The 24729-nt window shown below is 71.1% G+C and carries 23 protein-coding genes and 1 riboswitch; of the genes, 10 read left to right on the forward strand and 13 right to left on the reverse strand.

The features are described 5' to 3' along the window. Position 1: 1 nt before the first annotated feature. The 3 genes from ABZ880_RS25235 to ABZ880_RS25245 are packed head-to-tail and all read right to left on the reverse strand — an operon-like array spanning position 2 to position 4388. Positions 2–1612, reverse strand: a complete 1611-nt coding sequence (locus tag ABZ880_RS25235; protein WP_361266837.1) for a benzoate-CoA ligase family protein — start codon at positions 1610–1612, stop codon at positions 2–4. Beyond that, on the reverse strand, positions 1609–3822 hold the full coding sequence (gene pabB / locus ABZ880_RS25240; protein ID WP_361266839.1) for an aminodeoxychorismate synthase component I: 2214 nt from the start codon (positions 3820–3822) through the stop codon (positions 1609–1611). Before pabB ends, ABZ880_RS25235 begins: the two co-directional genes overlap by 4 nt. Before the next feature lie 29 nt (positions 3823–3851). After that, positions 3852–4388 (reverse strand): hypothetical protein, encoded by a 537-nt coding sequence (locus ABZ880_RS25245; RefSeq protein WP_361267106.1) that lies wholly within the window; start codon positions 4386–4388, stop codon positions 3852–3854. Positions 4389–4659: 271 nt separating this feature from the next. On the opposite strand from ABZ880_RS25245, the gene ABZ880_RS25250 reads away from it, so the two are divergent. Beyond that, entirely contained in the window at positions 4660–5439 is a 780-nt protein-coding gene (locus ABZ880_RS25250) for a DUF3050 domain-containing protein (RefSeq protein ID WP_361266841.1), read from the forward strand. Between the two features lie 698 nt (positions 5440–6137). Here ABZ880_RS25250 and ABZ880_RS25255 read toward each other — a convergent pair. Then, a complete protein-coding gene (locus ABZ880_RS25255; RefSeq protein WP_361267108.1) occupies positions 6138–6959 on the reverse strand; it encodes a DMT family transporter in 822 nt (273 codons plus the stop codon). Between the two features lie 148 nt (positions 6960–7107). Here ABZ880_RS25255 and ABZ880_RS25260 point away from each other — a divergent pair, with 148 nt between their 5' ends. Both ABZ880_RS25260 and ABZ880_RS25265 read left to right on the forward strand, forming a co-directional pair. After that, a complete protein-coding gene (locus ABZ880_RS25260) occupies positions 7108–7449 on the forward strand; it encodes a hypothetical protein (protein WP_361266843.1) in 342 nt (113 codons plus the stop codon). Between the two features lie 37 nt (positions 7450–7486). Then, the gene (locus tag ABZ880_RS25265) at positions 7487–8671 is read left to right on the forward strand and encodes a glutathionylspermidine synthase family protein (RefSeq protein ID WP_361266845.1); all 1185 of its coding nucleotides are present in this window, start codon (positions 7487–7489) and stop codon (positions 8669–8671) included. A gap of 129 nt (positions 8672–8800) precedes the next feature. Here ABZ880_RS25265 and ABZ880_RS25270 read toward each other — a convergent pair whose 3' ends face one another. Together ABZ880_RS25270 and rocD are read right to left on the reverse strand one after the other, a co-directional pair. Further along, positions 8801–9862, reverse strand: coding sequence for an AraC family transcriptional regulator (locus ABZ880_RS25270; RefSeq protein WP_361266847.1), 1062 nt, complete (start codon positions 9860–9862; stop codon positions 8801–8803). A gap of 123 nt (positions 9863–9985) precedes the next feature. Beyond that, positions 9986–11191, reverse strand: a complete 1206-nt coding sequence (gene rocD, locus ABZ880_RS25275) for an ornithine--oxo-acid transaminase (RefSeq protein WP_361266849.1) — start codon at positions 11189–11191, stop codon at positions 9986–9988. A 101-nt stretch (positions 11192–11292) separates the two neighbouring features. Next, a riboswitch (ZMP/ZTP riboswitch) is annotated at positions 11293–11382 on the forward strand. Positions 11383–11425: 43 nt separating this feature from the next. Between rocD and ABZ880_RS25280 the strand changes: the two genes are divergently transcribed. Continuing rightward, a complete protein-coding gene (locus tag ABZ880_RS25280; protein ID WP_361266851.1) occupies positions 11426–12877 on the forward strand; it encodes a glycine hydroxymethyltransferase in 1452 nt (483 codons plus the stop codon). A gap of 95 nt (positions 12878–12972) precedes the next feature. On the opposite strand, the gene ABZ880_RS25285 is transcribed toward ABZ880_RS25280, so the two are convergent. The 4 genes from ABZ880_RS25285 to ABZ880_RS25300 all read right to left on the reverse strand — a co-directional run bounded on the left by ABZ880_RS25285 (position 12973) and on the right by ABZ880_RS25300 (position 16175). After that, a complete protein-coding gene (locus ABZ880_RS25285) occupies positions 12973–13551 on the reverse strand; it encodes a hypothetical protein (RefSeq protein WP_361267110.1) in 579 nt (192 codons plus the stop codon). A gap of 207 nt (positions 13552–13758) precedes the next feature. Next, positions 13759–14493: a hypothetical protein gene (locus ABZ880_RS25290; RefSeq protein ID WP_361266853.1), complete on the reverse strand. Its 735-nt coding sequence runs from the start codon at positions 14491–14493 to the stop codon at positions 13759–13761. 124 nt (positions 14494–14617) lie between these two features. Continuing rightward, positions 14618–15628, reverse strand: a complete 1011-nt coding sequence (locus tag ABZ880_RS25295) for a hypothetical protein (RefSeq protein ID WP_361266855.1) — start codon at positions 15626–15628, stop codon at positions 14618–14620. Further along, positions 15615–16175, reverse strand: a complete 561-nt coding sequence (locus ABZ880_RS25300; RefSeq protein WP_361266857.1) for a sigma-70 family RNA polymerase sigma factor — start codon at positions 16173–16175, stop codon at positions 15615–15617. Before ABZ880_RS25300 ends, ABZ880_RS25295 begins: the two co-directional genes overlap by 14 nt. A 131-nt stretch (positions 16176–16306) precedes the next feature. Between ABZ880_RS25300 and trpS the strand changes: the two genes are divergently transcribed. Together trpS and ABZ880_RS25310 are read left to right on the forward strand one after the other, a co-directional pair. Beyond that, the gene (gene trpS, locus ABZ880_RS25305; RefSeq protein WP_361266859.1) at positions 16307–17320 is read left to right on the forward strand and encodes a tryptophan--tRNA ligase; all 1014 of its coding nucleotides are present in this window, start codon (positions 16307–16309) and stop codon (positions 17318–17320) included. A gap of 138 nt (positions 17321–17458) precedes the next feature. Further along, positions 17459–18037 carry a 2'-5' RNA ligase family protein gene (locus ABZ880_RS25310; protein WP_361266861.1) on the forward strand — a complete coding sequence of 193 codons (579 nt, stop codon included), beginning with the start codon at positions 17459–17461 and terminating at the stop codon, positions 18035–18037. 4 nt (positions 18038–18041) lie between these two features. On the opposite strand, the gene ABZ880_RS25315 is transcribed toward ABZ880_RS25310, so the two are convergent. Both ABZ880_RS25315 and ABZ880_RS25320 read right to left on the reverse strand, forming a co-directional pair. Then, positions 18042–18797 carry a decaprenylphospho-beta-D-erythro-pentofuranosid-2-ulose 2-reductase gene (locus ABZ880_RS25315; RefSeq protein WP_361266863.1) on the reverse strand — a complete coding sequence of 252 codons (756 nt, stop codon included), beginning with the start codon at positions 18795–18797 and terminating at the stop codon, positions 18042–18044. Positions 18798–19076: 279 nt separating this feature from the next. Continuing rightward, positions 19077–20432 (reverse strand): FAD-binding oxidoreductase, encoded by a 1356-nt coding sequence (locus ABZ880_RS25320; protein ID WP_361266865.1) that lies wholly within the window; start codon positions 20430–20432, stop codon positions 19077–19079. Positions 20433–20565: 133 nt separating this feature from the next. Here ABZ880_RS25320 and ABZ880_RS25325 point away from each other — a divergent pair, with 133 nt between their 5' ends. Genes ABZ880_RS25325 through ABZ880_RS25340 form a run of 4 tightly spaced genes read left to right on the forward strand, consistent with a single transcriptional unit; the run spans position 20566 to position 23417 of the window. Continuing rightward, positions 20566–21066 (forward strand): phosphatase PAP2 family protein, encoded by a 501-nt coding sequence (locus ABZ880_RS25325; protein WP_361266867.1) that lies wholly within the window; start codon positions 20566–20568, stop codon positions 21064–21066. Then, positions 21059–22048: a decaprenyl-phosphate phosphoribosyltransferase gene (locus ABZ880_RS25330; protein ID WP_361266869.1), complete on the forward strand. Its 990-nt coding sequence runs from the start codon at positions 21059–21061 to the stop codon at positions 22046–22048. The genes ABZ880_RS25325 and ABZ880_RS25330 overlap by 8 nt, the downstream gene beginning before the upstream one ends. Continuing rightward, complete coding sequence (locus tag ABZ880_RS25335) at positions 22045–22518, forward strand: GtrA family protein (RefSeq protein ID WP_361266871.1); 474 nt, start codon at positions 22045–22047, stop codon at positions 22516–22518. Before ABZ880_RS25330 ends, ABZ880_RS25335 begins: the two co-directional genes overlap by 4 nt. Then, positions 22506–23417, forward strand: coding sequence for a YihY/virulence factor BrkB family protein (locus tag ABZ880_RS25340; RefSeq protein ID WP_361266873.1), 912 nt, complete (start codon positions 22506–22508; stop codon positions 23415–23417). Before ABZ880_RS25335 ends, ABZ880_RS25340 begins: the two co-directional genes overlap by 13 nt. Here ABZ880_RS25340 and ABZ880_RS25345 read toward each other — a convergent pair. After that, a complete protein-coding gene (locus tag ABZ880_RS25345; RefSeq protein WP_361266875.1) occupies positions 23365–24648 on the reverse strand; it encodes a D-alanyl-D-alanine carboxypeptidase in 1284 nt (427 codons plus the stop codon). The genes ABZ880_RS25340 and ABZ880_RS25345 overlap by 53 nt on opposite strands. Positions 24649–24729 lie beyond the last annotated feature (81 nt).

Genomic DNA, 24729 nt, shown 5'->3' on the forward strand with positions numbered 1-24729 from the left:
GTCACCAGGCGCCCTGGCGGACGAGATGGCGGCGGAGCTTGCCGGTCGGGGTGCGGGGCAGGGACGGGACGAGGCTCACGCTCCGCGGCACCTTGAAGGCGGCCAGGTGCTCGCGGGCCAGCCGGAGCAGATCGTCCTGGAGGCGGCCGTCCGGCACCGGAGCGATGGGCACGACGAAGGCGCGCAGCCGGCCGGCCCCGCTCCCGTCCGTGACGGCGGCGACCGCGACCTCCTTCACCGCCGGATGGGTGCGCAGCACGGCCTCCACCTCCAGTGGGGAGACGGTGATACCGCCGACCATCTCCATGTCGTCCGCCCGGCCCAGGTGCCGGTAGGTGCCGTCGTGTTCGCGGCGCGCCCGGTCGTGGGTGGCGAGCCAGCCGCCGACGAGCGTGCGTTCCGTCTCCTCGGGCCGGCCCAGGTAGCCCGGCGTCAACGTCGGCCCGCGGACCCAGAGTTCACCCTCCTCGCCGTCCGGCACCGGGCGGCCCGCGCGGTCGCGCAGCTCCACCTCGAAGCCGGGGACGGGGCGGCCGACGGTGCCCGGGTGGTTGTGGTCGAAGCTGTTGGCGCAGAAGGCGTGACCGGCCTCGGTGGAGCCGATCTGCTCCAGCACCGGCGCGCCGAGCAGCTCGGTGATCTGCCTCCCGAGTCCAGCAGGCAGCCCCTCGCCGGCCGACACCGCGGCCCGCACGGAGGCGAAGCACGCCTCGTGCCCGCTGCCCCGGTCGGCCACCAGCGCCGCGTACGCCGACGGCACGGAGTAGAGCAGCGTCACCCGGTGCCGGGCGACCAGCTCGTCCACGGCGGCCGGGGTCGGACGACGGTCCACCAGCACGGCCGAGGATCCGGAGAAGAGCGGGAAGACGAAGGCGTTGCCGAAGCCGTAGGCGAAGTACAGCTTCGACACCGACAGCGTGACGTCGTCCTGCGTGATCCGCAGCAGCCGCCGGCCGATCAGGTCGTGGTACGTCCTAGGGTCGCCGTGCGTGTGCACGACCCCCTTGGGGCGACCCGTGGTACCGGACGTGTACTGCACATACAGCGGTGCGTGCGAGTCGACCGGGTGCGCGGGTGCCGGCTCGGCGGCGGCGCCGAGCGCGAGCAGCTGGTCGGCACCGAGCCGGGCCCGGTCGGGGAACCGGTCCTCCAGGCCCGGCCCCGTCACGCACAGCACCGCACCGGTGTCCCCGGCCATGAACGCGTGGTCCGCCGCCGGGAGTTCGGGGTTGAGCAGCACGGCCACCGCCCCGAGACGAGCGGTGGCGAGGAAGGCCGTCACCCAGGCGATCCCGTCGGGCAGCGCCAGCACCACCCGGTCCCCGGCGCGCACCCCGTGACCGGCGAGCACGGTGGCGGCGCGGGCCGCGAGCGCGTGCACCTCGCCATGGGTGAAGGCCCGGTGGCCCTGGTGGAAGGCGGCTCGGCCGGTCCAGCCGCGCCGCTCGGCGAGCTCGGCGAGCTGGGCGGCGAGATTGCCGGGGGCGTCGGAGTCGGCCGGGGCGGGCCCGAGGCCGGCGGGGGAGTGCGGCGCGGCGGCGGGCCGGGGTGCCCTGCGCTGCTGCGGAACGGCGGTGGCTCGCAGCGAGGCCGCGGACTGCGGAGTCGTCATCGCACCGGCTCCTCGCTCGCCGTGCGCTCCCGGCGGGCGTCCGCGCGGGCCGCCGTCTGCTGCCGCTGCTCCCGTATCCGCTCCGCGGTGTGCAGGTGGAGGGCCCGCATCTGGGCCGCCGTCTTCAGCAGCATCTCGTCGTACTCGGCGACCGGATCGGAGTCGAGGACGATCGCGCCCCCGGCACCCAGCTGCATCAGCCCGTCGGCGAACACACCGGTCCGGATGACGATGTTGAGATCCGCACCCCCGCTGCACCCGAGGTAGCCGAGCGCCCCCGAGTACACGCCGCGCGCCTCGGTCTCCAGCGAGTCGATGATCTCCATCGTGCGCAGCTTCGGCGCCCCGGTCATCGATCCGCCGGGGAAGCAGGCCCGCACGCACTCCACCGCGTCCGTGCCCTCGCGCAACCGCCCCTCCACGGTGGACACGAGCTGATGCACGGTCGCGTACGTCTCCGTCGCCATCAGCCGGCTCACCCGCACCGAACCGGTCCGGCAGACCCGGCCCAGGTCGTTGCGGAGCAGATCGACGATCATCAGGTTCTCGGCCCGCGTCTTGGCGTCGGCCGCCAGCGCGTCCCGCAACCGCGCGTCCTCCTCCGGCCCGCTGCCGCGCGGCGCGGTCCCCTTGATGGGTCGCGCCTCGGCGACCCCGTCCCGCGTGATCCGCAGAAACCGCTCCGGGGAGGAACCGGCCACGTCGACGTCCCCGAACCTCAGAAAGGCGGCATACGGCGCCGGGTTGACCCGCCGCAGCACCCGGTAGAAGTCGTACGCGTCGGGCGGCGATGGTAAGCGGGCCGCGTTGGTCAGACAGACCTCATAGCTCGTCCCCGCCCTCAACTCCCTTTGGCAGGCCTCGATATCGGCCAGATACGTCGCCCGGTCCCGCACCAGCCAGGGCTCGGCGGCACCAAGGTCGGGCTCGGACTGCACGGCCTGCGACGGCTGTGGGGACTGTTCGCGGGCGGCGGAGACGAAACTGAGCTGCGCGAGCGCCCCGTCGAGCCAGTCCTCCGCCTCCCGTGCGGCCTGCGCGGTGTCCTCGGCCAGACAGACCGCGTACGTGAACCCCTTCAGATGGTCCACCGCGATCAGCCGGTCGGCGAACAGCCAGCAGGCGTCCGGTATTTCGGACGAGTGCCGGTTCGGTGAGCCGCAGTCGGCCTTCATCCCGTAGCCGAAATAGCCGACATAGCCGCCGGTGAAGTCGAAGGGCAGTCCGGTCGCATCCACCCGACGGTTCGTCAACTGCCGTCTCAGATAGTCGAAGACACTCGCCGCGACCTTGCGCGGCGGCCGCCCGGCCCGCTCGATCTCGCACCGGCCGCTCTCGACGTCGTACCGCACGAACTCCGCCAGCGGACCGCTGTCGTCACCGAAGAACGAGAACCGCGACAGCCCCTCCTCGACCAGCGCACTGTCCAGCCAGAACGCCCGCCGCGACGCCCCGTACATCCGCGTGAACGCGGCTTCCGCGTCCACCGCGCCGGCGATGCGCCGGGTGTGCAGCCGGTAGGCGGGTGCCGCCCGGCGGGGGCGCGGGATGGCCGCGGTCCTCGACACGGGGATCGCCGCAGCGTCCGGGGTGACGGCCGTGTTCTTGGTACGGGTCCTGCGGGCCCGTTCCGCCGTGAGATTGCGGAAGTTGACGAGCATCAGGTGGCCGTACTCGGTGAGCACCGACTCCGGATGGAACTGCACGCCCCACAGCGGCCGGCTGCGGTGCCGCAGCCCCATCAGCACCCCGTCCTCGGACCAAGCGGTGGCCTCCAGCGACTCCGGCAGCGGCTCGTGCACGGCCAGCGAGTGGTAGCGCACCGCGGTGAAGTCCTGCGGCAGCCCCCGGAACAGGTCCCGCCCGTCGTGCCGGACCGCGGACAGATGCCCGTGCCGCGGCTCCGGGGCGGGCGCCACCACACCCTGTTCTCCGAGCGCGATGCCCTGATGCCCCAGGCAGACGCCCAGCACGGGGATCGTGGACTCGGCGAGCACGGCGGCGCTGATACCGAAGTCGCGCGGCTCCGCCGGATGCCCGGGCCCCGGCGACACCACGACGTTGTCGAATTCCGCGAGATACTCCCCGAGATCGGGAATTCCGTCGGCGTCGTTGAGGACCACAACCGGTTCCTCGCCGTTGACCTCGGCAATCAGCTGGAACAGGTTGTAGGTGTACGAGTCGTAATTGTCGATGAGCAGGGTCTTCACCCGCCCACCTCCCTTGGTTCGTTCCGGGCCTATGCGGTCCGTCTTTTGTGCCTTCCACGGAATGCCTGGAGCGGCGGATACAGCCATTTCTTGAAGAAACGCTGGAGCCGAGGCATGAGAATCCAGGTGACGAGAGCCGTGACACACAGGCACAACAGCAACGTGCGGACGAGCGGATTGAGGCCGCCGAGATAGGGAATGACGATCAGATTGAACAGGAGCACCGGCGGGAAAACCGCGCTCATGTTGATGAACCACAGTTTCCATTTCGGCGGAGGGGTGGGTGCCTTCGGAACGGTGGTCTGGGAGTCGAACCACAGCTTGGAGCCCCGCACGCTCCGCCGCTCGGTCTGCCGCGCGACGTCCGCCACCCGAACGTCCCACTGAGCGCGGGCCGTTGAGTCCTCCCAGGCCTGGGCCGTCCCCTCGCTGGCGAAGCGATAGACCACATGCCACTCCGCCTCTCGGTCGACAAGGACGCCACCCCCCAGGAAGCCCGGTTGCTGCGCGCTTGCGCCCAGCATCGCCCACCCCCACGAGTGGAACTCGGACTCGCGGCCCGGCATCACGTGATAGGCCACGGTGACGGTGACGGGATTACTGGTCACGCCGTCCAGTACGCAACGCCTCCACAGCACGTTCAAATATTCAACGAAGTTTTTTCGACTGTCCGGATCGTGACTCTTTGCCAGCCTTTCTATCGCCTTGTTGCGCTCTGTCGATCCGTACTGCAAGTAACTTTCCCCAAATTCGGGGAAGCGCTTGCCGGTTGAGTCGAAATAGCTGCACGATCGCTTCCCTCTCACTCGATTTCCCGACCGAAGGAGATGCGTGTCCATGTCCAGGTACGACTGGGATATGAACCACGAGGGAATTGACCGGGCCCGCTCCGTGATCGAATCCGCCCGGAAGGAAGTGACCGCGCACCCGATTTACCAGCGGATAAACACCCGGGCGGACATGGCGACCTTCATGTCGCACCACGTGTTCGCGGTGTGGGACTTCATGTCCCTGCTGAAGTCGCTGCAGCGCGACCTCACTTGCGTCGACGTCCCTTGGGTGCCGCACGGTTCGGAGGTCAGCCGACGGCTCATCAACGACATCGTGCTGGTCGAGGAGAGCGACGAACTCAACGGCGGCTTCACGAGCCACTTCGAGCTGTACCGCGCCGGCATGGACGAGGCGTCGGCGGACACGACCCGCATCGACACGTTCCTCGCGCTTCTGACGGAGGGCCACGGTGTGCCTGCGGCCCTGCGCGGTGCCCAAGTCCCGGCCCCCGCCGACGAGTTCGTACGCACCACCTTCGCGATCATCGAGGACCGCCCCCTGCACTGCCGGGCGGCCGCCTTCGCCTTCTCCCGCGAGGACCTGATCCCCGACATGTTCGACCAGGTCATCAAGAAGGAGGGCACGGAACGCTTCCCCCTCTTCTGCGACTACCTGGCCCGCCACATCGAGGTCGACGGCGAGGAACACACCCCGATGGCCATGCAGATGGTCGCCGACCTGTGCGGCACGGACGACACCCGCTGGGAGCAGGCGGTGGAAACGGCGACGCTGGCACTGGAGGCGAGGTCGCGGCTGTGGGACGGGATTTTGGGGGCTATGGGGTGAGGAGGTGGGCGGTCGGCGCGGCGCGGGCCGGGCCGGAGGGAGGGGGCGGCTGACGCGGGCGGGGCTGGACGGAGGGGGACTTCCGCGGGCAGGAACAGGGGTGGCTGCGCGTGGCGGGACGAGGCCGAAGGGGTCGGACAGCTGTCGTCGGCAGGGTCAGGGGGTTGTGGGTGGATGTGGGTGGATGCCTTCGGGGGGCCGGGGGGTGGATGGCGCTGTGGGGTGGGGCCCGGGTTGTTGGGTGCCTGCTGGGGTTGGGGCCGGAGGTCTGTGGACGGCTGTCGCGGGGTGAAGCTGACGGGTTGGACGGCCGTTGTTGGCAGGGTCAGGGGGGTGTGGGTGGATGCTTCCGGGTGAGCCGGGCGGAGGATGGCGCTGTGGGGTGGGGCCCCCGGGGCGGTGGATGGTGCTGTGGGGCGGGGCCGCAGGTGTGCGAAGGGCTGTCGCGGGGTGAAGCTGACGGGGCGGACGGCCGTTGTTGGCAGGGCCAGGGGATGTGGGTGGATGCCTCCGGGTGAGCCGGGCGGAGGATGGCGCTGTGGGGCGGGGACCGGGTCGTTGGGTGCCCGCTGTGGGGTGAGGCCGGAGGCGTGTGGACGGCTGTCGTGGGGCGGAAGTCGACGGGGTGGACACCCGTTGCCGGGCGAGGTCTGAAGGCCGGACGGTTGCCGCAGGGCGAAGTCCGAGGGGTGCGGCCGTCAGGTCTCCTCTGCCGGTGCCTCCCCGAAGCGTGCCAGTGCCAGCGCTCCCGCCACCGCCACGACGAAGCCCAACACCGCCAGCCACTCGAGCCCTTCGCGTGTGCGGTCGCCGAGCCAGATCACCCCCACCGCCGCCGGGCCGATCGTCTCGCCGATCACCATGCCGGCGGTGGCCGTGGTCACCGACCCGCGTTGCAGCGCCGACGTCAGCAGCAGGAACGCGGCGCCGCCACCGATGAGCAGGGCGTACGTCGCCGGGTTGGCCAGCAGGTCCGACGGCGCGAGTGAGTCGATCAGCCGTACCGACACCTCCACCACCCCGAACCCGAACCCGGCCCCCAGCCCGAGCACCAACGCCCGCCCCCGCCCGGACCACCGCCCACCGACCAGTCCGAGTGCCAGCACGGCTACGGCGACCGCGAGCATCGTCCACTTCAGCGCCATGGATCCCTCGCGGTCCCCCTCACCCCCGGACGCCAGCCCCAGCATCGCGAGCCCGGCGCACACCACCCCCACCGCGCCCCACTCCGTCCGGCTCAGCCGTACCTGCAGCAGCCGCGCCGCGACCACACCCGTCACCGCCAGGCTGGACGCCAGGGCCGCCGCAACCGCATAGATGGGAATCGACCGCAGCGCCGCGATCTGCAGCAGAAACCCCAGCCCGTCCAGCGCCAGCCCCGCCAGATACCGCCACTGCCGCAGCGCCCGCAGCAGCAGCGCCGCCTCCCCGCCCCCACCCGCACCGGCCGCCCGCGCCGCGACCGCCTGCAACACCGTCGCCGTACCGAAGCAGACCGCCGCACCGAGCGCGCACACCATCCCAAAGATCACAAAGTGACTGTAGGGGAGGGGCGGGCAGCACGGGGCGCGTGCACGCACTCTCACACTCATCTCTAGGCTGACCTCACAGTCGACACGCTGAAGTCGACAGCACGACAGGGACAGCAGGACAACGGGGGACACGGACATGGCAGACGCACGCCGCCAACTTCGCTCGGGCACGGTCGTACTCGGCGGCATGGGACTCCTCGCGGCCGCCCTCACCGCCTGTTCCTCCGACCCCGACAAGCGCTGCGTCGACCGCGACAGCTACAACCTCTCCAAGGGCTACAAGGTCGTCGCCGACAAGAACTGCACATCCACCAAGGCCGGGGCGAACGGCGCCTGGTACTACGGCGGCAACAAGCAGGGCACCTGGGTCGAAGGCGGCTCCTTCACCAAGCCCCGCAAGGCCTCCAGCGGTTCCGGCGGCGGCCACGGCGTCTCCCGCGGCGGCTTCGGCAGCGGCAAGGGCAGCTCCGGCGGCTGAACCAGGACCAAGACCCTCGATCAGGACCCGCCCCGCCATGGAACGTCACACCATCACCCCCCGCCCCGGCTGGCAGCAGACCGTCGAGGAACAGGGCCTCGTCTACCCCCTCACCCGCCACCCCGACGGTTCCCTGCGCCCCTACTGGGACGAGAGCGCCTACTACTCCTTCGCCCTCGCCGAGGTCGAGGCCCTGGAGGAGACCGTCGAGGAACTCCACCGCATGTGCCTGGCGGCAGCCGACCACATCGTCACCACCGGCCGCTTCGCCGACCTCGGCATCACCGACCCGCGCGTCGCCCACGCGGTCGCCGAGGCCTGGCACCGCCGCTCCGAACTCCCTTCCCTCTACGGCCGTTTCGACCTCCGCCACGACGGCACGGGCCCGGCGAAGCTCCTGGAGTACAACGCCGACACCCCCACCTCACTGGTGGAGGCCGCCTCCCCCCAGTGGTTCTGGATGGAGGAGCGCTTCCCCGGCGCCGACCAGTGGAACTCCCTCCACGAACGCCTGATCGCCGCCTGGAAGAAGCAGGCGCCCCTCCTCCCGCCCGGCAGCCCCCTCTACTTCGCGCACTCCTCGGACGACGAACTCGGCGAGGACCTGATGACGGTCGCCTACCTGAAGGAGACCGCCGAACAGGCCGGCCTGGACACCGACTGGATCTCCATGGAGGAGATCGGTTGGGACCACCTGTCCGGCCGCTTCGTCGACAACCAACTCCGCTTCATCCGCAGCTGCTTCAAGCTCTACCCCTGGGAGTGGCTGACCACCGACGCCTTCGCGGACCACGTCCTCGACACCCTCGACAACGGCGGCGGCACGGGCACGACCCTGTGGATCGAACCGGCCTGGAAGATGCTCCTGAGCAACAAGGCACTGCTGGCCATCCTCTGGGAGCTGTACCCCGGCCACCCGAACCTCCTCCCCGCCTACCTCGACGGCCCGCGCGAGCTCGCCCGGACGACGGGTTACGTCGCCAAGCCGCTGCTCGGCCGCGAGGGCGCCGGCGTGACGATCCACAGGCCCGGCACCGAGGCGATCCTGCGCGAAGAGGCCTGCTGCTACCAGGAGTTGGCCCCTCTGCCCACCTTCGACGGCAACCACGTCGTACTGGGCGCCTGGGTCGTCGAGGACGAGTCGGCCGGCCTCGGCATCCGCGAGTCGGCCGGCCTGGTCACGGACGAATACGCGCGCTTCGTCCCTCATGTGATCCGCTGAGGGCGCCGCTCGCGCAACCCGCTGAGGACAGCGCTGCTGCCGCCCGGCTCGGCTCCCCCGAACCCTGTTTTTCACGACCCGGGCGGCAGGCTTTCAGCATCGCTCCGGCCCCGCCGCGCGGCTATCCGATTACGGCGGAAACGGCACCCCTTTGTGGATAGTTCCCGGCCCATGATCGGACACAGACCCCGCCCGCCGCCGACCGCCCCGCAAGGTCTGCGACGGCGTCTCCCCGTACGACTGCCGGTAGTGCCCGGTGAACCGCCCGAGATGCACGAACCCCCAGCGCAGCGCCACATCGGTGACCGTCCCGAGCGCATGCCCCTCAGCGATGGCGAGCAGATCGCGCCGGGCGAGATCCAGCCGGACCCGGCGCAGGTACGCCAGCGGAGTCGTGGCCAGATGCGTGCGAAAGCCCTCCCGCAGGCTTCGCACACTCACCCGCGCCGCCAGCGCCATGTCGGCCACGGATATCGGCTCCTGAGCGTGCTCGGCGCAGAAGTCCGCGGCGCGGCGCACCGCGCGGGGCAGGACCGCCGGTCCCCGGCCCACCACCGTGTCGCTCAGCCGGTGCGGCTGGGCGTCGAGCAGACCGTTGACCACGAGCTGCTCGAAGTGCCCCATCCCCAGCGGCGAACGCGCCGCCAGCTCCGAGTCGGCGAACTCCGCGAACGCCCGCACCACCCGCAGCCAGGCCCGCACCGCTCCCGCGCGCCGGTCCAGCACGGGTGCGAAGAACAAGGGCGCCGACGGCAGCTCCCCGAGCCGGACGCAGAGCGCCCGGTCGAGGGTGGGCCGGGGGATGATCAGTACCCGGTTCAGGGTCTCGCCGCTCCACCGCATCGACAGCCGCTGCCTCGGGTTGACGATGCTCAGCGCGGAGGACAGCGTCACTCCGTCCGCGGTCACGGCCCCGTCCCCGGAGAGCGGAACGTGCACGTTGTAGAAGTCCGGCAACTCCCCGGGCGTGACGTCGACCTCCGCCCCGTACCCCAGCTCGTACAGCGCCACGGCCCCCTCGTGCACGCACCGGAAGCGCCCGTCGACCGGACGGTCGTCCAGCACCGTCAGCCGGTGCGGCGCGAACCGCGCACTCACGAGCGCGTGCAGCTCCTCGACATCACGGCCCTCGAAGAGCAGCCCCCGGCCGCCCGCCACCCCACCCGAACCGGCTTCGCCCATGACGGCCATGCCTCTCGCCGCGCCCCCTGTACGGACATACAGCCGTCAGTCTCCCGGCCCGCCCACCGCGGGCCTAGGGCCATCCGTCCTCCAACCCGGCCCGATGACCCCGCACATGACTCCCTCCCGCTCCTAAACCCCAAGCACCGACCGCAGTTGACCGAGTCCCCAGTCCAAGTCCTCCTTCCCGATCACCAGTGGCGGCGCGATCCGTACCGTCGCCCCCTGTGTGTCCTTCACCAGCACACCCCGGTCCATCAGCTTCTCCGACACCTCCCGCCCCGTCCCGTACGCGGGACTGATGTCGACGCCCGCCCACAGCCCACGCCCGCGCACCGCCGTCACCCGCCCCGTGTCGGTCAACTCCCGCAGCTCCCGGTGCAGATGCGCGCCCAGCTCCGCCGCCCGCTCCTGGAACTCGCCGGTCCGCAGCATCGCGATCACTTCCAGCGCCACGGCACAGGCCAGCGGATTCCCGCCGAAGGTCGACCCGTGGTCCCCGGGCCGGAACACCCCGAGCACCGCGGCCGACGACACCACCGCCGACACGGGCACGATCCCGCCGCCCAGCGCCTTCCCGAGCACATACACATCCGGTACGACACCCTCGTGCTCGCACGCGAACGTCCGTCCCGTCCGCCCCAGCCCCGACTGGATCTCATCGGCGACGAACAGCACGTTCCGCTCCCGCGTCAGCTCCCGCACCGCCGGCAGATAACCGGCCGGCGGCACCAGCACCCCCGCCTCGCCCTGGATCGGCTCAAGCAGCACCGCCACGGTGTTCTCCGTCATCGCCGCCCGCATCGCCGTCAGATCCCCGTACGGAACGATCTCGAAGCCCGGTGTGTACGGCCCGAAGTCCGCCCGCGCCTCCGGGTCGGTGGAGAAGCTGATGATCGTCGTCGTACGGCCGTGGAAGTTGTTGCCCGCGACCACGATCTTCGCCATCTCCGCCGGCACGCGCTTGACCCGGTACCCCCACTTCCGGGCCGTCTTCACAGCGGTCTCCACCGCCTCCGCGCCCGTGTTCATCGGCAGCACCATCTCCATCCCGCACAGCTCGGCGAGCTCGGCGCAGAACGCCGCGAACCGATCGTGATGAAACGCCCGCGAGGTCAGCGTCACCCGCTCCAGCTGCGCCTTCGCGGCGTGGACGAGCCGCCGGTTGCGATGACCGAAGTTGAGCGCCGAGTAGCCGGCCAGCAGATCCAGATAGCGCCTCCCCTCCACATCCGTCATCCACGCCCCCTCCGCGGAGGCGACGACCACGGGCAGCGGGTGGTAGTTGTGCGCACTGTGCGCGTCGGCGGCGGCGATGAGTGTCTCCGTAGCGGTCACGGGCTCTCCAGAAGGTGCCGAGTGCTGGGGTGACCCCTTTCCTATCGTCGCTCGCATGGTGGACGCGGGACCTCCGCGCTTCGACGCGCCCGGTAGGCTGATCCGCGGGCCGTGACTGGCGCGCTGGGATGGGACCGACCATCGGGGAGCGGCCTGTGTGTGAGCGAGTGCCGTGCGCCTGGGCCAACCGTGAACCGTGAACGCTTCAAGCCACGCCGTCCGGAGGCCGACGACATGTCAGAGCAGCAGCCCCTGTCCACCGAGTCCACCGCCTTCCGCGCCGCCCTCGACGTGATCCGCGCGGTCGAGCCGCGGGTCGCCGACGCCATCGGCCAGGAGGTCGCCGACCAGCGCGAGATGCTCAAGCTGATCGCCTCCGAGAACTACGCCTCCCCGGCCACCCTCCTCACGATGGGCAACTGGTTCAGCGACAAGTACGCCGAGGGCACCATCGGTCGCCGCTTCTACGCCGGCTGTCGCAACGTCGACACCGTCGAGTCCCTCGCCGCCGAGCACGCCAAGGCGCTGTTCGGCGCCCGCCACGCCTACGTCCAGCCGCACTCCGGCATCGACGCCAACCTCGTCGCCTTCTGGTCCGTGCTCGCCGACCGGGTCGAGGCCCCCTTCCTGGAGAAGGCCGGTGCCCGCCAGGTCAACGACCTCACCGACGCCGACTGGGCCGAGCTCCGCCAGGCCTTCGGCAACCAGCGCATGCTCGGCATGTCCCTGGACGCCGGCGGCCACCTCACCCACGGCTTCCGCCCGAACATCTCCGGCAAGATGTTCGACCAGCGCTCCTACGGCACCGACCCGGCCACCGGCCTCATCGACTACGAGGCCCTGCGTGTCTCGGCCCGCGAGTTCAAGCCGCTGATCATCGTCGCCGGCTACTCCGCCTACCCCCGCCTCGTGAACTTCCGCATCATGCGCGAGATCGCCGACGAGGTCGGGGCGACCCTGATGGTGGACATGGCGCACTTCGCCGGCCTGGTCGCGGGCAAGGTGCTGACCGGCGACTTCGACCCGGTCCCGCACGCCCAGATCGTCACCACCACCACCCACAAGTCGCTGCGTGGCCCGCGCGGCGGCATGGTCCTGTGCGACGACTCCCTCAAGGACCAGGTCGACCGCGGCTGCCCGATGGTCCTCGGCGGCCCGCTCCCGCACGTCATGGCCGCCAAGGCCGTCGCCCTCGCCGAGGCCCGTCAGCCCTCCTTCCAGGACTACGCCCAGCGCATCGTCGACAACTCCCGGGCGCTGGCCGAAGGCCTGATGCGCAGGGGCGCGACCCTGGTGACCGGCGGCACGGACAACCACCTCAACCTGATCGACGTCGCCTCCTCCTACGGCCTCACCGGCCGCCAGGCAGAGGCCGCCCTCCTCGAGTCGGGCATCGTCACCAACCGCAACGCCATCCCGGCCGACCCGAACGGCGCCTGGTACACCTCCGGCATCCGCATCGGTACCCCCGCCCTGACCACGCGTGGCCTGGGCACGGCGGAGATGGACGAGGTGGCGGGCCTGATCGACCGCGTCCTCACCACCGCCGAGCCGGGCACCACCAAGTCGGGCGCCCCCTCCAAGGCCCAGCACATCCTCGACCCGAAGATCGCGGACGAGATCTCCCGCCGCGCCACCGACCTCGTGGCCGGCTTCCCGCTGTACCCGGAAATCGACCTGGGCTGACCAACGCCCTCGCTCCAATCGCCCTCTCTTGAGTTGTCAAAGACCCGCGACTCTCGGAGATCGGCTCCCAGAGATCGACGCTCGGAGATCGACCTTCAAAGATCGATGAGTTCCTGTCGTGGCTCCTCCCGCGGCGGTCCGGCTCCCTGCCGGGCCGCCGCGCGGCGTATCAGCAGCGTGCCGCCGGCGCCGACCGCGATACCCAGGGCCAACCCGGGCACCGCCCACCAAAGACGGCCGTCGTCCGGGCCGGTCCCCGAAGGGGAGCTCCCGTCGGCGACGGTCTGCTGCTCGGACATGCCGAGCAGTCCCGACACAGCCAGCCGCTCGTAAGCCGAGCGTGGCGCTCGGTGCCAGCGGATGTCGTCGTCCTCCACGTCCGGTGCGGGATCGGTGCGCACCCAGGGCGAACCGTCGGCGGCCACGAACAGCTGGTCCTCCCGCTCGACCGCCACGTCACCGCCCGGCGGCCGGTTCGTCTGCGGCCAGCCGCCCACTCCCGTCTGCCCCCAGACCACGGTGATCCGCACCGGCGGATACCGGCCCTCGGCCCACGCCTCCGGCACCCGCTCCGTCCCGGTGTACGTCGGCTGCAGCAGTTGCCACAGCCGGGCGAACTCCGGCTCCCCGGAACGCAGCGCCGTCGTCCGCGCCGAGCCGCCCGTGACGACCATCGCGAGGTCGGGGACGTCCTGGCCCTGCGCCCGCAGGGCAACGACGGTTGCGTAAGAACGGTCCGTCCCGTCTACCGCCCCGGCTGCCGACGCGCCGCACACGACCAAAGCCACGGCCGCTTGCGCGAGGCCGGCAAGTCGTACCGGCCGTACCCCCGACCGCCTGTTCCGGCGTGTCATCCGTCCCCCCTCCCGAGCCTCCGGTCCTCATACGTCACGCAGTTCCTGCCGGGCACCGGGCTCCCGCCCCCGATGCCACCGGACCAACGGCTCCCGCGAGGCGAACGGCCGCAGAACCAGCGCCAGCAGGGCCCCGGCCCCCGCGCCCGGCAGGGCCCACCACCAGTCGGTGCCGTCATCCGTCCCGGCCGCGGAGCTGCCGGCCGTGACCTTCTTCGTCTCCGCGTCAGGAGTGGCCGCGGCATCCGTCCCTTCCGATTGCCAGGGCGCCGGGAAGATGCCGACGTAACCGTCGTCCGAGGCCTTGCCCATCACGCCCAGCTTCTTGAGCAGGGTGCGCAGCTGGGCCGGGTTTCCGGCGCGGTGCCAGTAGCCGTCGAGGTTGTCCGGCACATTGGCCGCCGTATGGATCCAGACGGCGCCCGTCCGCGAGTCGACGGGGAAGACGCGGTCCATCCGCCAGGGCGATATGTCGTGCGCCAGCCACGTGACGTTGATCTGGCGTGCGCCGGCCAGATCAGGACCCGGGGGCTTCTCCCGGGTGCCGGTGCCGGGTGGGCCGAGCAGGCGCTGCAGCTGTGCGTACTCCCCGTCCGAGTAGTACAGCGCGGAGGCCTCCCCGCTCGACGGCGATGTCACCAGCACGCTCGTCGGACCACCGGCCGAAGCCGACGACGCGCCCCACACCATCAAGGCGAGCGTCGCCGCCAACACCCCCATCAGTGCGGCCAGTTCACGAACCTTGCCCTTCCGCCCACGCATGACGTCCCCCAACCAGTCGGTCCCCTGCGGCCCGTCCGCGGGCCGCGTGTCACTTCTGGTACACCGCCCGACCCGCCGGGGTTCCCACCCCGACCTCCCTATTTCGAGGAGTCGCCGAGGGACTTCATCGCGAGGACTTCTCAAGGGACTCGGCGATCTCCACGGACCGGGCCTTGGACGCCCCCTCCAGCCGGAGCGTCACATCCTCCTCGCCGGTCCGGTGGGTCCACAGCAGCGTCGGACCGGCGGTCCGTTCCTTGCGGGTGAAGCGGTTCCCGTCCGCGTCCACCAGCCAGAAACTCAGCAGATGCGGGCGTGGGAACCACAGGGCGTAGTCCTGCACGCCGTCGGCCGAGGGCTCCCCGCCCAGCGCGATCCACTCCGGCGGCTCGCGCACCGTCTTGGCGAAGGCGGGGTCCAGCCGCTCCGGGAACTCGTCCAGCCGGACCGTGTGCCCGCCCTCGCGCCAGCACAGGCTCACCAGGAAGCGCCCGTGCGGCTCGCCCGTCACCGCCACCGTGTCCGGGACGCCGAGCGCCTTCGGCACCAGTGGCTCGAAGCCGGCCCGGCGCTCGGCCTGCCCGAGCGACACCGACCTGCCGCAGCCCGGTACCTCGGTGCCCGGCGAGGGCAGCGCCGACGGGTCGTAGCGCACCTCGACCCCGCCGAAGTCGAACCAGTCGAAGACCGCGGCCCGCACCGGGGGCGTGAGCACGAGCACCGTCAGCAGACCGCACAGTGCCGCGGTCAGCGAACGCCACCGCATCCGCGTCCAGCGCCGGACCGCCCGCAGCCGCTCACGCGCACCGGGCGGCTCGGCCACCGGGGCCGGTAGATGCTCGGCCAGTATCTGCCCCAGCACCCGCTCGACCATCGTCTCGGAGCCGATCGGGTCGCCGGCACCCTCGGCACCCTCGGTCCCGGGCGCGTCCAGCGACCGGCCCAGCGCCCGCAGCTCGTCCGGCAGCCGCGAAGGACCTCCGTCGCGTCCCCGTCCGCGCTCACGACCCCGCGGACCCGGACCCCAACCGGGACGCCGGTCGTCGCCACGTCCCCGTGGCCCCCGGCCACCGGCGCCCCCCGGACCGCGGCCACCCTCACCGTCGTACGCATCGCGTCCCTCACTCACGCTCATCACCCCCTTCCCGAGGCTCGAAATCCGGCAGAAGTCGGCCCAGCTTGCGCAAGGCGCGGTTGAGGCGGGACTTGACCGTCCCGCGGGGCCAGCCCAGGGCCTGGGCGGTCTCGGACTCGTCCATCTCCAGGAGGTAGCGGTAGGTGACGACCAGGCGGTGCTCCTCGCTCAGCTTCTCCAGGGCGGACAGGAGCGCAGCGCGGCGCTCCGTCTCCAGCGTCGCCACCGCCGGGTCCGCCGATTCCGGTATCAGCGGCTCCGCCTCCACCAACGCCGCCTCCCGGCCGGCGAGCGTGCGCTGTCGCGCCGCCGTGCGCACTGTGTTCCTCGTCTCATTGGCGACGATCGACAACAGCCATGGCCGGAACGCCGAGCCGTCCCGGAATCTGCCCAGCGCGCAGTACGCCTTGACGAAGGCCTGCTGCACCACGTCCTCCGCGTCCGCACCCGCCCCGAGCGCCGCGGCCGCCCTGAGCGCGATGCCCGTATGGGCCCGCACCAGCTCCGCGTACGCCTCGGGCTCCCCGGCGCGTACACGTGCGATCACCGCGGCCTCATCGACGATGCGGCCCCCCTCCCGCGTTCTCACACTCTTGTTACACCGCGGAAGGCGGATCGGTTCCCACCTGTTTCCGACCGGTTCCGGATCGCCCCCGGATACCTGAGAGAATGGTGAACATGGCCTCTGATCGTCCCCGCGTGCTCTCCGGAATCCAGCCCACCGCAGGCTCGTTCCACCTCGGCAACTACCTGGGCGCCGTCCGCCAGTGGGTGGCCCTGCAGGAGACCCACGACGCGTTCTACATGGTCGTCGACCTGCACGCGATCACGGTTCCGCAGGACCCGGCCGAGCTGCGCGCCAACACCCGGCTCGCCGCCGCCCAGCTCCTCGCGGCCGGTCTCGACCCGGACCGCTGCACGCTCTTCGTCCAGAGCCATGTCCCCGAGCACGCCCAGCTCGCCTGGGTCATGAACTGCCTCACCGGCTTCGGCGAGGCCTCCCGCATGACCCAGTTCAAGGACAAGTCCGCCAAGCAGGGCGCGGACCGGGCGAGCGTCGGCCTGTTCACGTACCCGATCCTCCAGGTCGCCGACATCCTGCTCTACCAGGCCAACGAGGTCCCGGTCGGCGAGGACCAGCGCCAGCACGTCGAACTCACCCGCGACCTCGCCACGCGCTTCAACGGCCGCTTCGGCGAGACCTTCACGATCCCGAAGCCGTACATCCTCAAGGAGACGGCGAAGATCTACGACCTGCAGGACCCGTCGATCAAGATGAGCAAGTCGGCGTCCACGCCGAAGGGCCTCATCAACCTCCTCGACGACCCCAAGGCCACCGCCAAGAAGGTCAAGAGCGCCGTCACCGACACCGACACGGTCATCCGCTACGACGCCGAGAACAAGCCGGGCGTGAGCAACTTGCTCACCATCTACTCGACCCTCACCGGCAAGACGATCGCCGAGCTGGAGCAGGACTACGAGGGCAAGATGTACGGCGCGCTCAAGACGGACCTCGCCGAGGTCATGGTCGAGTTCGTGACGCCCTTCAAGGAGCGCACCCAGCAGTACCTGGACGACTCGGAGACGCTGGACTCGATCCTGGCCAAGGGCGCCGAGAAGGCGCGCGCCGTCGCCGCGGAGACCCTTGCGCAGGCCTACGACAAGGTCGGCTTCCTGCCCGCCAAGCACTGACCGCGCACCACCGCACAGACGTACCACTGGGCAGAGCGCTGCACATCACTACGGTTGCGCCTGCCCGCAGCACAGCCGTGGCCGTACAGTCGATAGCCGACGGCTCAGAACAAATCCGTCACGACGACAGGAGACGAAGTGGGGACCGTAACGATCGGCGTGTCGATCGCGGTCCCGGAGCCTTACGGCAGCCTGCTCCAACAGCTGCGCGCGGGCTTCGGCGACGCCGCTGCTCACGGCATCCCCACACATGTCACGCTGCTGCCGCCGACGGAGGTCGACAGCGGCAACCTGCCGGCCGTCGAGGCCCACCTCACCGAGGTCGCGGCGAGCGGCCGGCCGTTCCCCATGCGGCTGTCCGGCACCGGCACCTTCCGGCCCCTGTCACCCGTGGTCTACGTGCGGGTCGTCGAGGGCGGCGAGGCGTGCACCGTGCTGCAGAAGCAGGTCCGTGACGCCTCCGGCCCCGTGGCACGCGAACTGCAGTTCCCGTACCACCCGCACGTGACGGTGGCGCACGGCATCGACGACCAGGCGATGGACCGCGCCTTCGAGGGGCTCGCCGACTTCGAGGCCGAGTGGCCGTGCACCGGCTTCGCGCTCTACGAGCAGGGCGCCGACGGCGTCTGGCGCAAGCTGCGCGAGTACACCTTCGGCCGCTCGGCGGTGCCACCGCAGGCCGGGCATGTGGAGCGGGGCACCATCCCGAGCCGATAGCCGGCTAGACCGGCAGCCGCCGGAACAGCCCGCGCGGCAGGTGCCGCAGGGCCGACATGACCACCCGTAGTGCGCCAGGTACCCACACCGTCTCCGAGCGGCGCCGCAGCCCCAGTTCGATCGCCGTCGCGACCGCCTCCGGGGTCGTCGCGAGCGGGGTCTCGGGCAGGCCCGCGGTCATCCTCGACCGTACGAACCCGGGGCGTACGACCATGACGTGCACGCCCGTGCCGTGCAGCGCGTCGCCCAGGCCCTGCGCGAATACGTCCAGGCCTGCCTTGCTCGAGCCGTAGATGAAGTTGGCGCGCCGGGCTCGCTCGCCGGCGACGGAGGAGAGCACCACGAGCGAGCCGTGGCCCTGCGTCTGCAGCGCGCGTGCGCTCACCAGGGCCGCCGACACGGCGCCCGTGTAGTTGGTCTGCGCGACGCGGACCGCGGCCGCCGGTTCGCGCTCGTCGTGCGCCTGGTCGCCGAGGATGCCGAAGGCGAGCAGCACCATGTCGACGTCGCCCTCCGCGAAGACCTTGCCGAGCACGGCCTCGTGGGCGTCGGGCTCGAGCGCGTCGAAGGCGACGGTGTGCACGTCCGGGCCCAGTGTGCGCAGTTCCGAAGCGGCCTTCTCCAAGGCGGGCGAGGGACGTCCCGCGAGCCACACCGTGCGGGTGCGGCGGGCGATCAGACGGCGTGCGGTGGCGAGCGCGATCTCGGACGTACCGCCGAGGACGAGCAGGGACTGGGGGAGGCCGAAGGCGTCCTTCACGACAGCAGCTCCTAGGGGGTGTTGTTTGGATCAGGTCGGCTGTGAGGAACGGTGCGTCCCGGCCGAGCCCGAGCGAGCGGGGTCTGGGACGGGCAGTTGCAAGGCGGAGGAGGGAGTCGACGCGGAGCGATGGGGGCCCCTCCCGCTCGGGCGAAGCCGAGAGTGGGGGAGAGTGACGACAACGCAACTGGGGCTCCCCCACGCCGTTAAGGCAGTGGGGGAGCGCGTGCCAGGGCCCGCGACGCCGAGCTGGTCCAAACGACAACACCCCCTCGGTGCCTAGAGGGCGAGACGGCGGGAGAGATCGGACCTGAACACACCGCGCGGATCGAGTTCCGCGCGCAGTGTCCGGAAGTCGTCGAGGCGTGGGTACATGGCGGCGAGCAGTTCGGGGCGCAGCCGGGAGTCCTTGGCGAGGTAGACGCGCCCGCCGGCCGCGGCGACCTCCGCGTCGAGCTCGTCGAGGAACGCGCCGAGGCCGGGCAGGTTCGCCGGGATGTCCAGGGCGAGCGTCCAGCCCGGTGCGGGGAAGGAGAGCCAGCGCGGGTCGGCGTCCCCGAAGCGCTTGAGGACGGCCAGGAAGGACGGGCACCGGCGCTCGGAGATGCGCCGCACGATCCGGCGCAGTGCCTCCTCCTGGCCGTGTCCGACGACGAACTGGTACTGCACGAAGCCGCCGCGGCCGTAGATCCGGTTCCAGTGGGGCACCCCGTCCAGGGGGTGGAAGAAGGTGGAGATCCGCTGCAGTTCGCCGGTACGCGCGCGTGGCGCCTTCCGGTACCAGAGCTCGTTGAACAGGCCCACGCTCCGGCGGCCGAGCAGGCCGTCGGGGAGGAAGGCGGGCGTGGCCGGGAACTGTGGGGTACGGAAGGCCAGCGGGGCTCTACGCGCGCGCGTGGGCAGCGCGTCGAGCGGGGCGTGGTCCCCGCGTGTGAGGACCGCGCGGCCCGTCGCCGCGCCGCGCGCCAGCAGGTCGATCCAGGCGACCGAGTAGCGGTAGAGGTGGTCGGTGGCGGTCAGACGGTCCATCAGGTCGTCGAGGTCCCGCGCGCGCTCGGTGTCGACCGACATCAGCGAGGTCTCCACCGGCTGCAGCTGCAGCGTCGCGGTCAGGATCACGCCCGTCAGGCCCATGCCTCCCGCGGTCGCGTCGAACAGGGGCGTGCCGCGGCCCACGGTGCGGATCTCCCCGTCCGCGGTGAGGAGTTCGAAGGACAGCACATGGCGGGAGAAGGAGCCCGAGACATGGTGGTTCTTGCCGTGGATGTCCGCGCCGATCGCACCGCCGACCGTCACATAGCGCGTGCCGGGCGTCACCGGCACGAACCAGCCGAGCGGCAGCAGCACCTCCATCAGCCGGTGCAGGGAGACGCCCGCGTCGCACAGGACGGTGCCGCCGTCGACGTCGATCGCGTGGACCCGGTCCAGGCCCGTCATGTCGAGCACCGTGCCACCGGCGTTCTGCGCCGCGTCCCCGTACGCCCGTCCCAGACCCCTGGGGATCCCTCCGCGGGCCCCGCAGTCCCGAACGGCGGCCGCGGCCTCCTCGTACGTCCCCGGACGGATCAGACGGGCCGCGGTGGGAGCTGTGCGGCCCCATCCGGTGACGGTGACGGGAGCGGTCTCGGCAGACATGTCGGTGACCGTATCGCCCTTATGTGAGCGATTAGTTCTGGAACATTACTCCCCTCCCCGAAATGGGTGATTAATGGGATGTCGCACAAAATGGTCGGAGCTCCGGCGGGGTCGGCGGGAACAGTGAGTCCACATGGATCACATGGACCGCCAAATCCTTTCTGCATTCCGGGCATGCGGCGGCGACCCGCGCGTCGCCGGCGCAGCCCGTGCCCTCTCCCGGGCCGGCGAGCATGGTGCGCTGTGGCTTGCGGCGGGCCTCGCGGGAGCCGCCGTGGACGGTGCGCGGCGCCGTGCCTGGTTGCGTGGCACGGCGCTCACCGCGGGCGCGCACCTCGCCAGCATGGGGGTGAAGAGGGTGGTGCGCCGTCCGCGCCCGGCGCACGTCGAGCCCTTGGTGCGCACCGTCGGCCAGCACTCCTTCCCGAGCTCCCACGCGACCTCCGCCGCGGCCGCCGCGGTCGCCTACGGGGCGCTCGGTGCGCGCGTGATCCGCCCGCTCGCCGCCGCGGTGTGCCTCTCCCGTCTGGTCGTCGGCGTGCACTACCCCTCGGACGTGGCGGCGGGCGCGGCCCTCGGGGCACTCACGGCGCGGCTCGGGTCGCGCTGGATGGCCGGGAGCGCTCATGACTGAGACAGCGCCCCTCGCGGGCAGCTCGCGCACGCAGGACGCGGCGCTCGTGGAACAGAGCACGCGCCGCCGACGTACCGCACCACCCCGGAAGGCCGTCCCAGGCGGCCTCCTGGCCGGGCTGCTGAAGACCGCGCGCCCCAAGCAGTGGGTCAAGAACGTCCTGGTCGTCGCCGCCCCGGCCGCCGCAGGGCAGCTCTTCTCGGGCCATGCCGCCGCCGAACTCGCCCTGGTCTTCGCCCTGTTCACCGCCTGCGCCGCCGCCGTCTACCTGATCAACGACGCCCGCGACGTCGAGGCCGACCGCGCCCACCCCACCAAGCGGCACCGCCCGGTCGCCGCCGGACAGGTCCCCGTACCCGTCGCGTACGGCGTCGGAGGCGCCCTGGGCGTGCTCGCACCGGCCGTGGCGGCATGGCTGGTCTCGCCGGTCGTCGCGGCGCTGCTGACCGCCTACCTCGGCATGCAACTGGCGTACTGCGTCAGCCTCAAGCACGTCCTCGTCGTCGACCTCGTCGTCGTCACGACCGGGTTCCTGATGCGGGCGGCGATCGGCGGGCTCGCGCTCGGCATCCCGCTGTCGCGCTGGTTCCTGATCACGACCGGCTTCGGCGCGCTGTTCATGGTGTCGGCCAAGCGCTACTCCGAAGCCGTCCAGATGGCCGGAAAGGCGGGCGCCACGCGCGCGTTGCTCACCGAGTACACCACCGGCTACCTGCGCTTCGTCTGGCAGCTCGCGGCCGGTGTCGCCGTCCTCGGCTACTGCCTGTGGGCGCTGGAGGAGGGCGGCGTCCCGCACGCGAGCATCCTGCCCTGGCGGCAGCTGTCCATGGTCGCCTTCATCCTCGCGATCCTCAGATACGCCGTCTTCGCCGACCGCGGCACCGCGGGCGAACCCGAGGACGTCGTGCTTCGCGACCGCGCCCTCGCCCTCATCGGGCTGGTCTGGCTCGCGATGTACGGACTCGCGGTGGCGAACTGGTGAGCACGCGCGCGTGGCCGAGCCGCCGCACATCGCGACTCACGCGCGCGTGCGCGGACCGACGCGAGCTGGCCGGATTCGCCGCTGTCGGCCTCCTCGCCTACGCCGCCGACCTCGCCCTGTTCACCTGGCTGCGCGGACCGGCCGGCCTCGACCCGCTCACCGCCAAGGGGATCTCCTTCGTCGCCGGCTGCTCGGTGGCGTACGCGGGCAACGCGCTCGGCACGTACCGGCACGCGCGCGTGAAGGGACTGCGCGCCTATGCCGTCTTCTGTGCGGTCAACCTCGCCGGTGCCGTCGTACAACTGCTCTGCCTCGCCCTCAGTCACTACGGCCTCGGTCTCACCTCGCAGCGCGCCGACACCGTTTCCGGCGCGGGGGTCGGCATGGCGCTCGCCACTGTGCTGCGCTTTTGGGGTACTCGCACATTGGTCTTCCGCACCGAGGGCAGAGTCGGATCATGGACTGGCTGAAGAAGCTCCCCGTCGTCGGGCCGCTGCTGGCGCGCCTGATGCTCACGCACGCGTGGCGGTCGTACGAACGTCTGGACCGGGTGAAGTGGACCCGGCTGGCCGCCGCGATGACGTTCACCAGCTTCGTCGCGTTGTTTCCGTTGCTCACCGTGGCCGCCGCGATCGCCGCCGCCACGCTCAGCAAGGATCAGCAGAACGATCTTCAGGACAAGATCGCCGAGCAGGTGCCCGGCATCTCCGACCAGCTCGACATCCAGAACCTGGTCGACAACGCCGGCACCATCGGTCTCATCGCGGGTGCCCTGCTGCTGTTCACCGGCATCGGCTGGGCCGGCTCGATGCGCGAGTGTCTGCGCGCGGTGTGGGAGCTGCCCGACGAGGAGGAGAACCCCGTCCTGCGCAAGGCCAAGGACCTGGGCATCCTCGTCGGCCTCGGCGGCGCCGTCCTCGTCACGCTCGCCACCTCCACCATCGCCTCCGCGATGGTCGGCTGGATCACCAAACAGCTGGGCATCGAGAAGGGAGGCTGGGGCGGGATCCTGCTGTACGTCGCCGCGTTCGCCGTCGCCGTACTGGCCGACTTCCTGCTCCTGCTCTACGTCCTCACCCTGCTGCCCGGCGTCGAGCCGCCGCGCCGCCGTCTGATCGTCGCCGCGCTGACCGGCGCGGTCGGCTTCGAGCTGCTGAAGACGCTGCTGAGCGGCTATATGCAGGGCGTGGCCGCGAAGAGCATGTACGGCGCGTTCGGCGTGCCCGTGGCCCTGCTGCTGTGGATCAACTTCACGGCGAAACTGGTGCTGTTCTGCGCCGCCTGGACGGCGACGCAGAGCAAGGAGCCGGAAGAAGCTACGGGCGAGTCCGACGACGTACCAGATCCGGCAGCGGCCAGCGGAGGTTGACCAGGAAGGCGGCGGCCGCGAGGAGCACCACCAGCCCGCCGGTGATGCCGAGCGCCACCCCGATGCCGCCGGAGCCGGTCCTGGCGGAGGCGTTCGCGGCCGGAGAGGCGGACGCGTTGCCCGCGCCGCCCGCCTCGCCGGGCGAGGCGTTGGCGCCCGGCTGGGCGCTCGCCTGCGCGCTGCGCGGCGGCACCAGCTCGCCCACCGAACGTGCCTTGTCGGCCGCCTTGAAGCCCCAGTCGAAGAGCTTGGAGGTCTCCTTGTAGATCTCGTTGTGCTCGTTCTTCTCCGGGTGCATGACGGTGACGAGCAGCACCCGGCCGTTGCGCTCGGCGACTCCCGTGAAGGTGGCGCCCGCGTTGGTGGTGTTGCCGTTCTTGACGCCCGCGATGCCCTGGTAGACGGAGATGTCGGAGTCGCCGGTCAGCAGCCGGTTGGTGTTCTGGATCTCGAAGGAGTCGCGGACCGACTTGCCCTTCTTCTTCGTCGTCCCGCCCGGGAACTTCGCCCGCACCGTCGAGCAGTACTCGCGGAAGTCCTTCTTCTGCAGGCCGGAGCGTGCGAACAGCGTCAGGTCGTATGCGGAGGAGACCTGCTTGGGGGCGTCGTAGCCGTCGGGCGTCACTACGTTGGTGTCGAGAGCCTGGAGCTCCTCGGCGTGCTCGTTCATCTCCTTGACGGTGTTGTCGACGCCGTCGTTCATGGCCGAAAGTACATGCACCGCGTCGTTGCCGGAGCGCAGGAAGACGCCGAGCCACAGGTCGCGGACCGTGTACGTCTCGCCCTCCTTTATCCCGACCATGCTGGAACCGGCGCCCATGCCCGCCAGGTCGGCCGGCACCACCTTGTGCTTCTCGGTCTTCGGGAACTTCGGCAGCACCGTGTCCGCGAACAGCATCTTCATCGTGCTCGCCGGGGGCAGCCGCCAGTGCGCGTTGTGCGCGGCCAGCACCTCGCCCGACTCCGCGTCCGCGACGATCCAGGAGCGCGCGGTGATGTCCTTGGGGAGCACGGGGGCGCCGCTGCCCAGATCGACCTGTGTGCCCGCCTGCCCGAGGCGGGTGCCGCCCACGGACGACATCTTCGCCGGGGGAGTGGCCGACGGACTCGTCGAGGGACTGGTCGACGGGCTCGGGGCGGCGAAGGAGACCGGCGCGGTCAGCGCGAGCGAGGACAGGGCGGCGGAGGTGACCAGCAGGGATCGCCTGACGGTCTTCTTGGGTGCGGGCACGGACGAGAACGTACATGGCACAGGACGTGAAGTCCCGCCTCCCACCCCACCCCGGAGGCGGCGCCAGGATCCGGACGGCGA

The sequence above is a fragment of the Streptomyces sp. NPDC047043 genome, from assembly GCF_040644055.1.
In the GTDB taxonomy this organism is placed as follows: domain Bacteria; phylum Actinomycetota; class Actinomycetes; order Streptomycetales; family Streptomycetaceae; genus Streptomyces.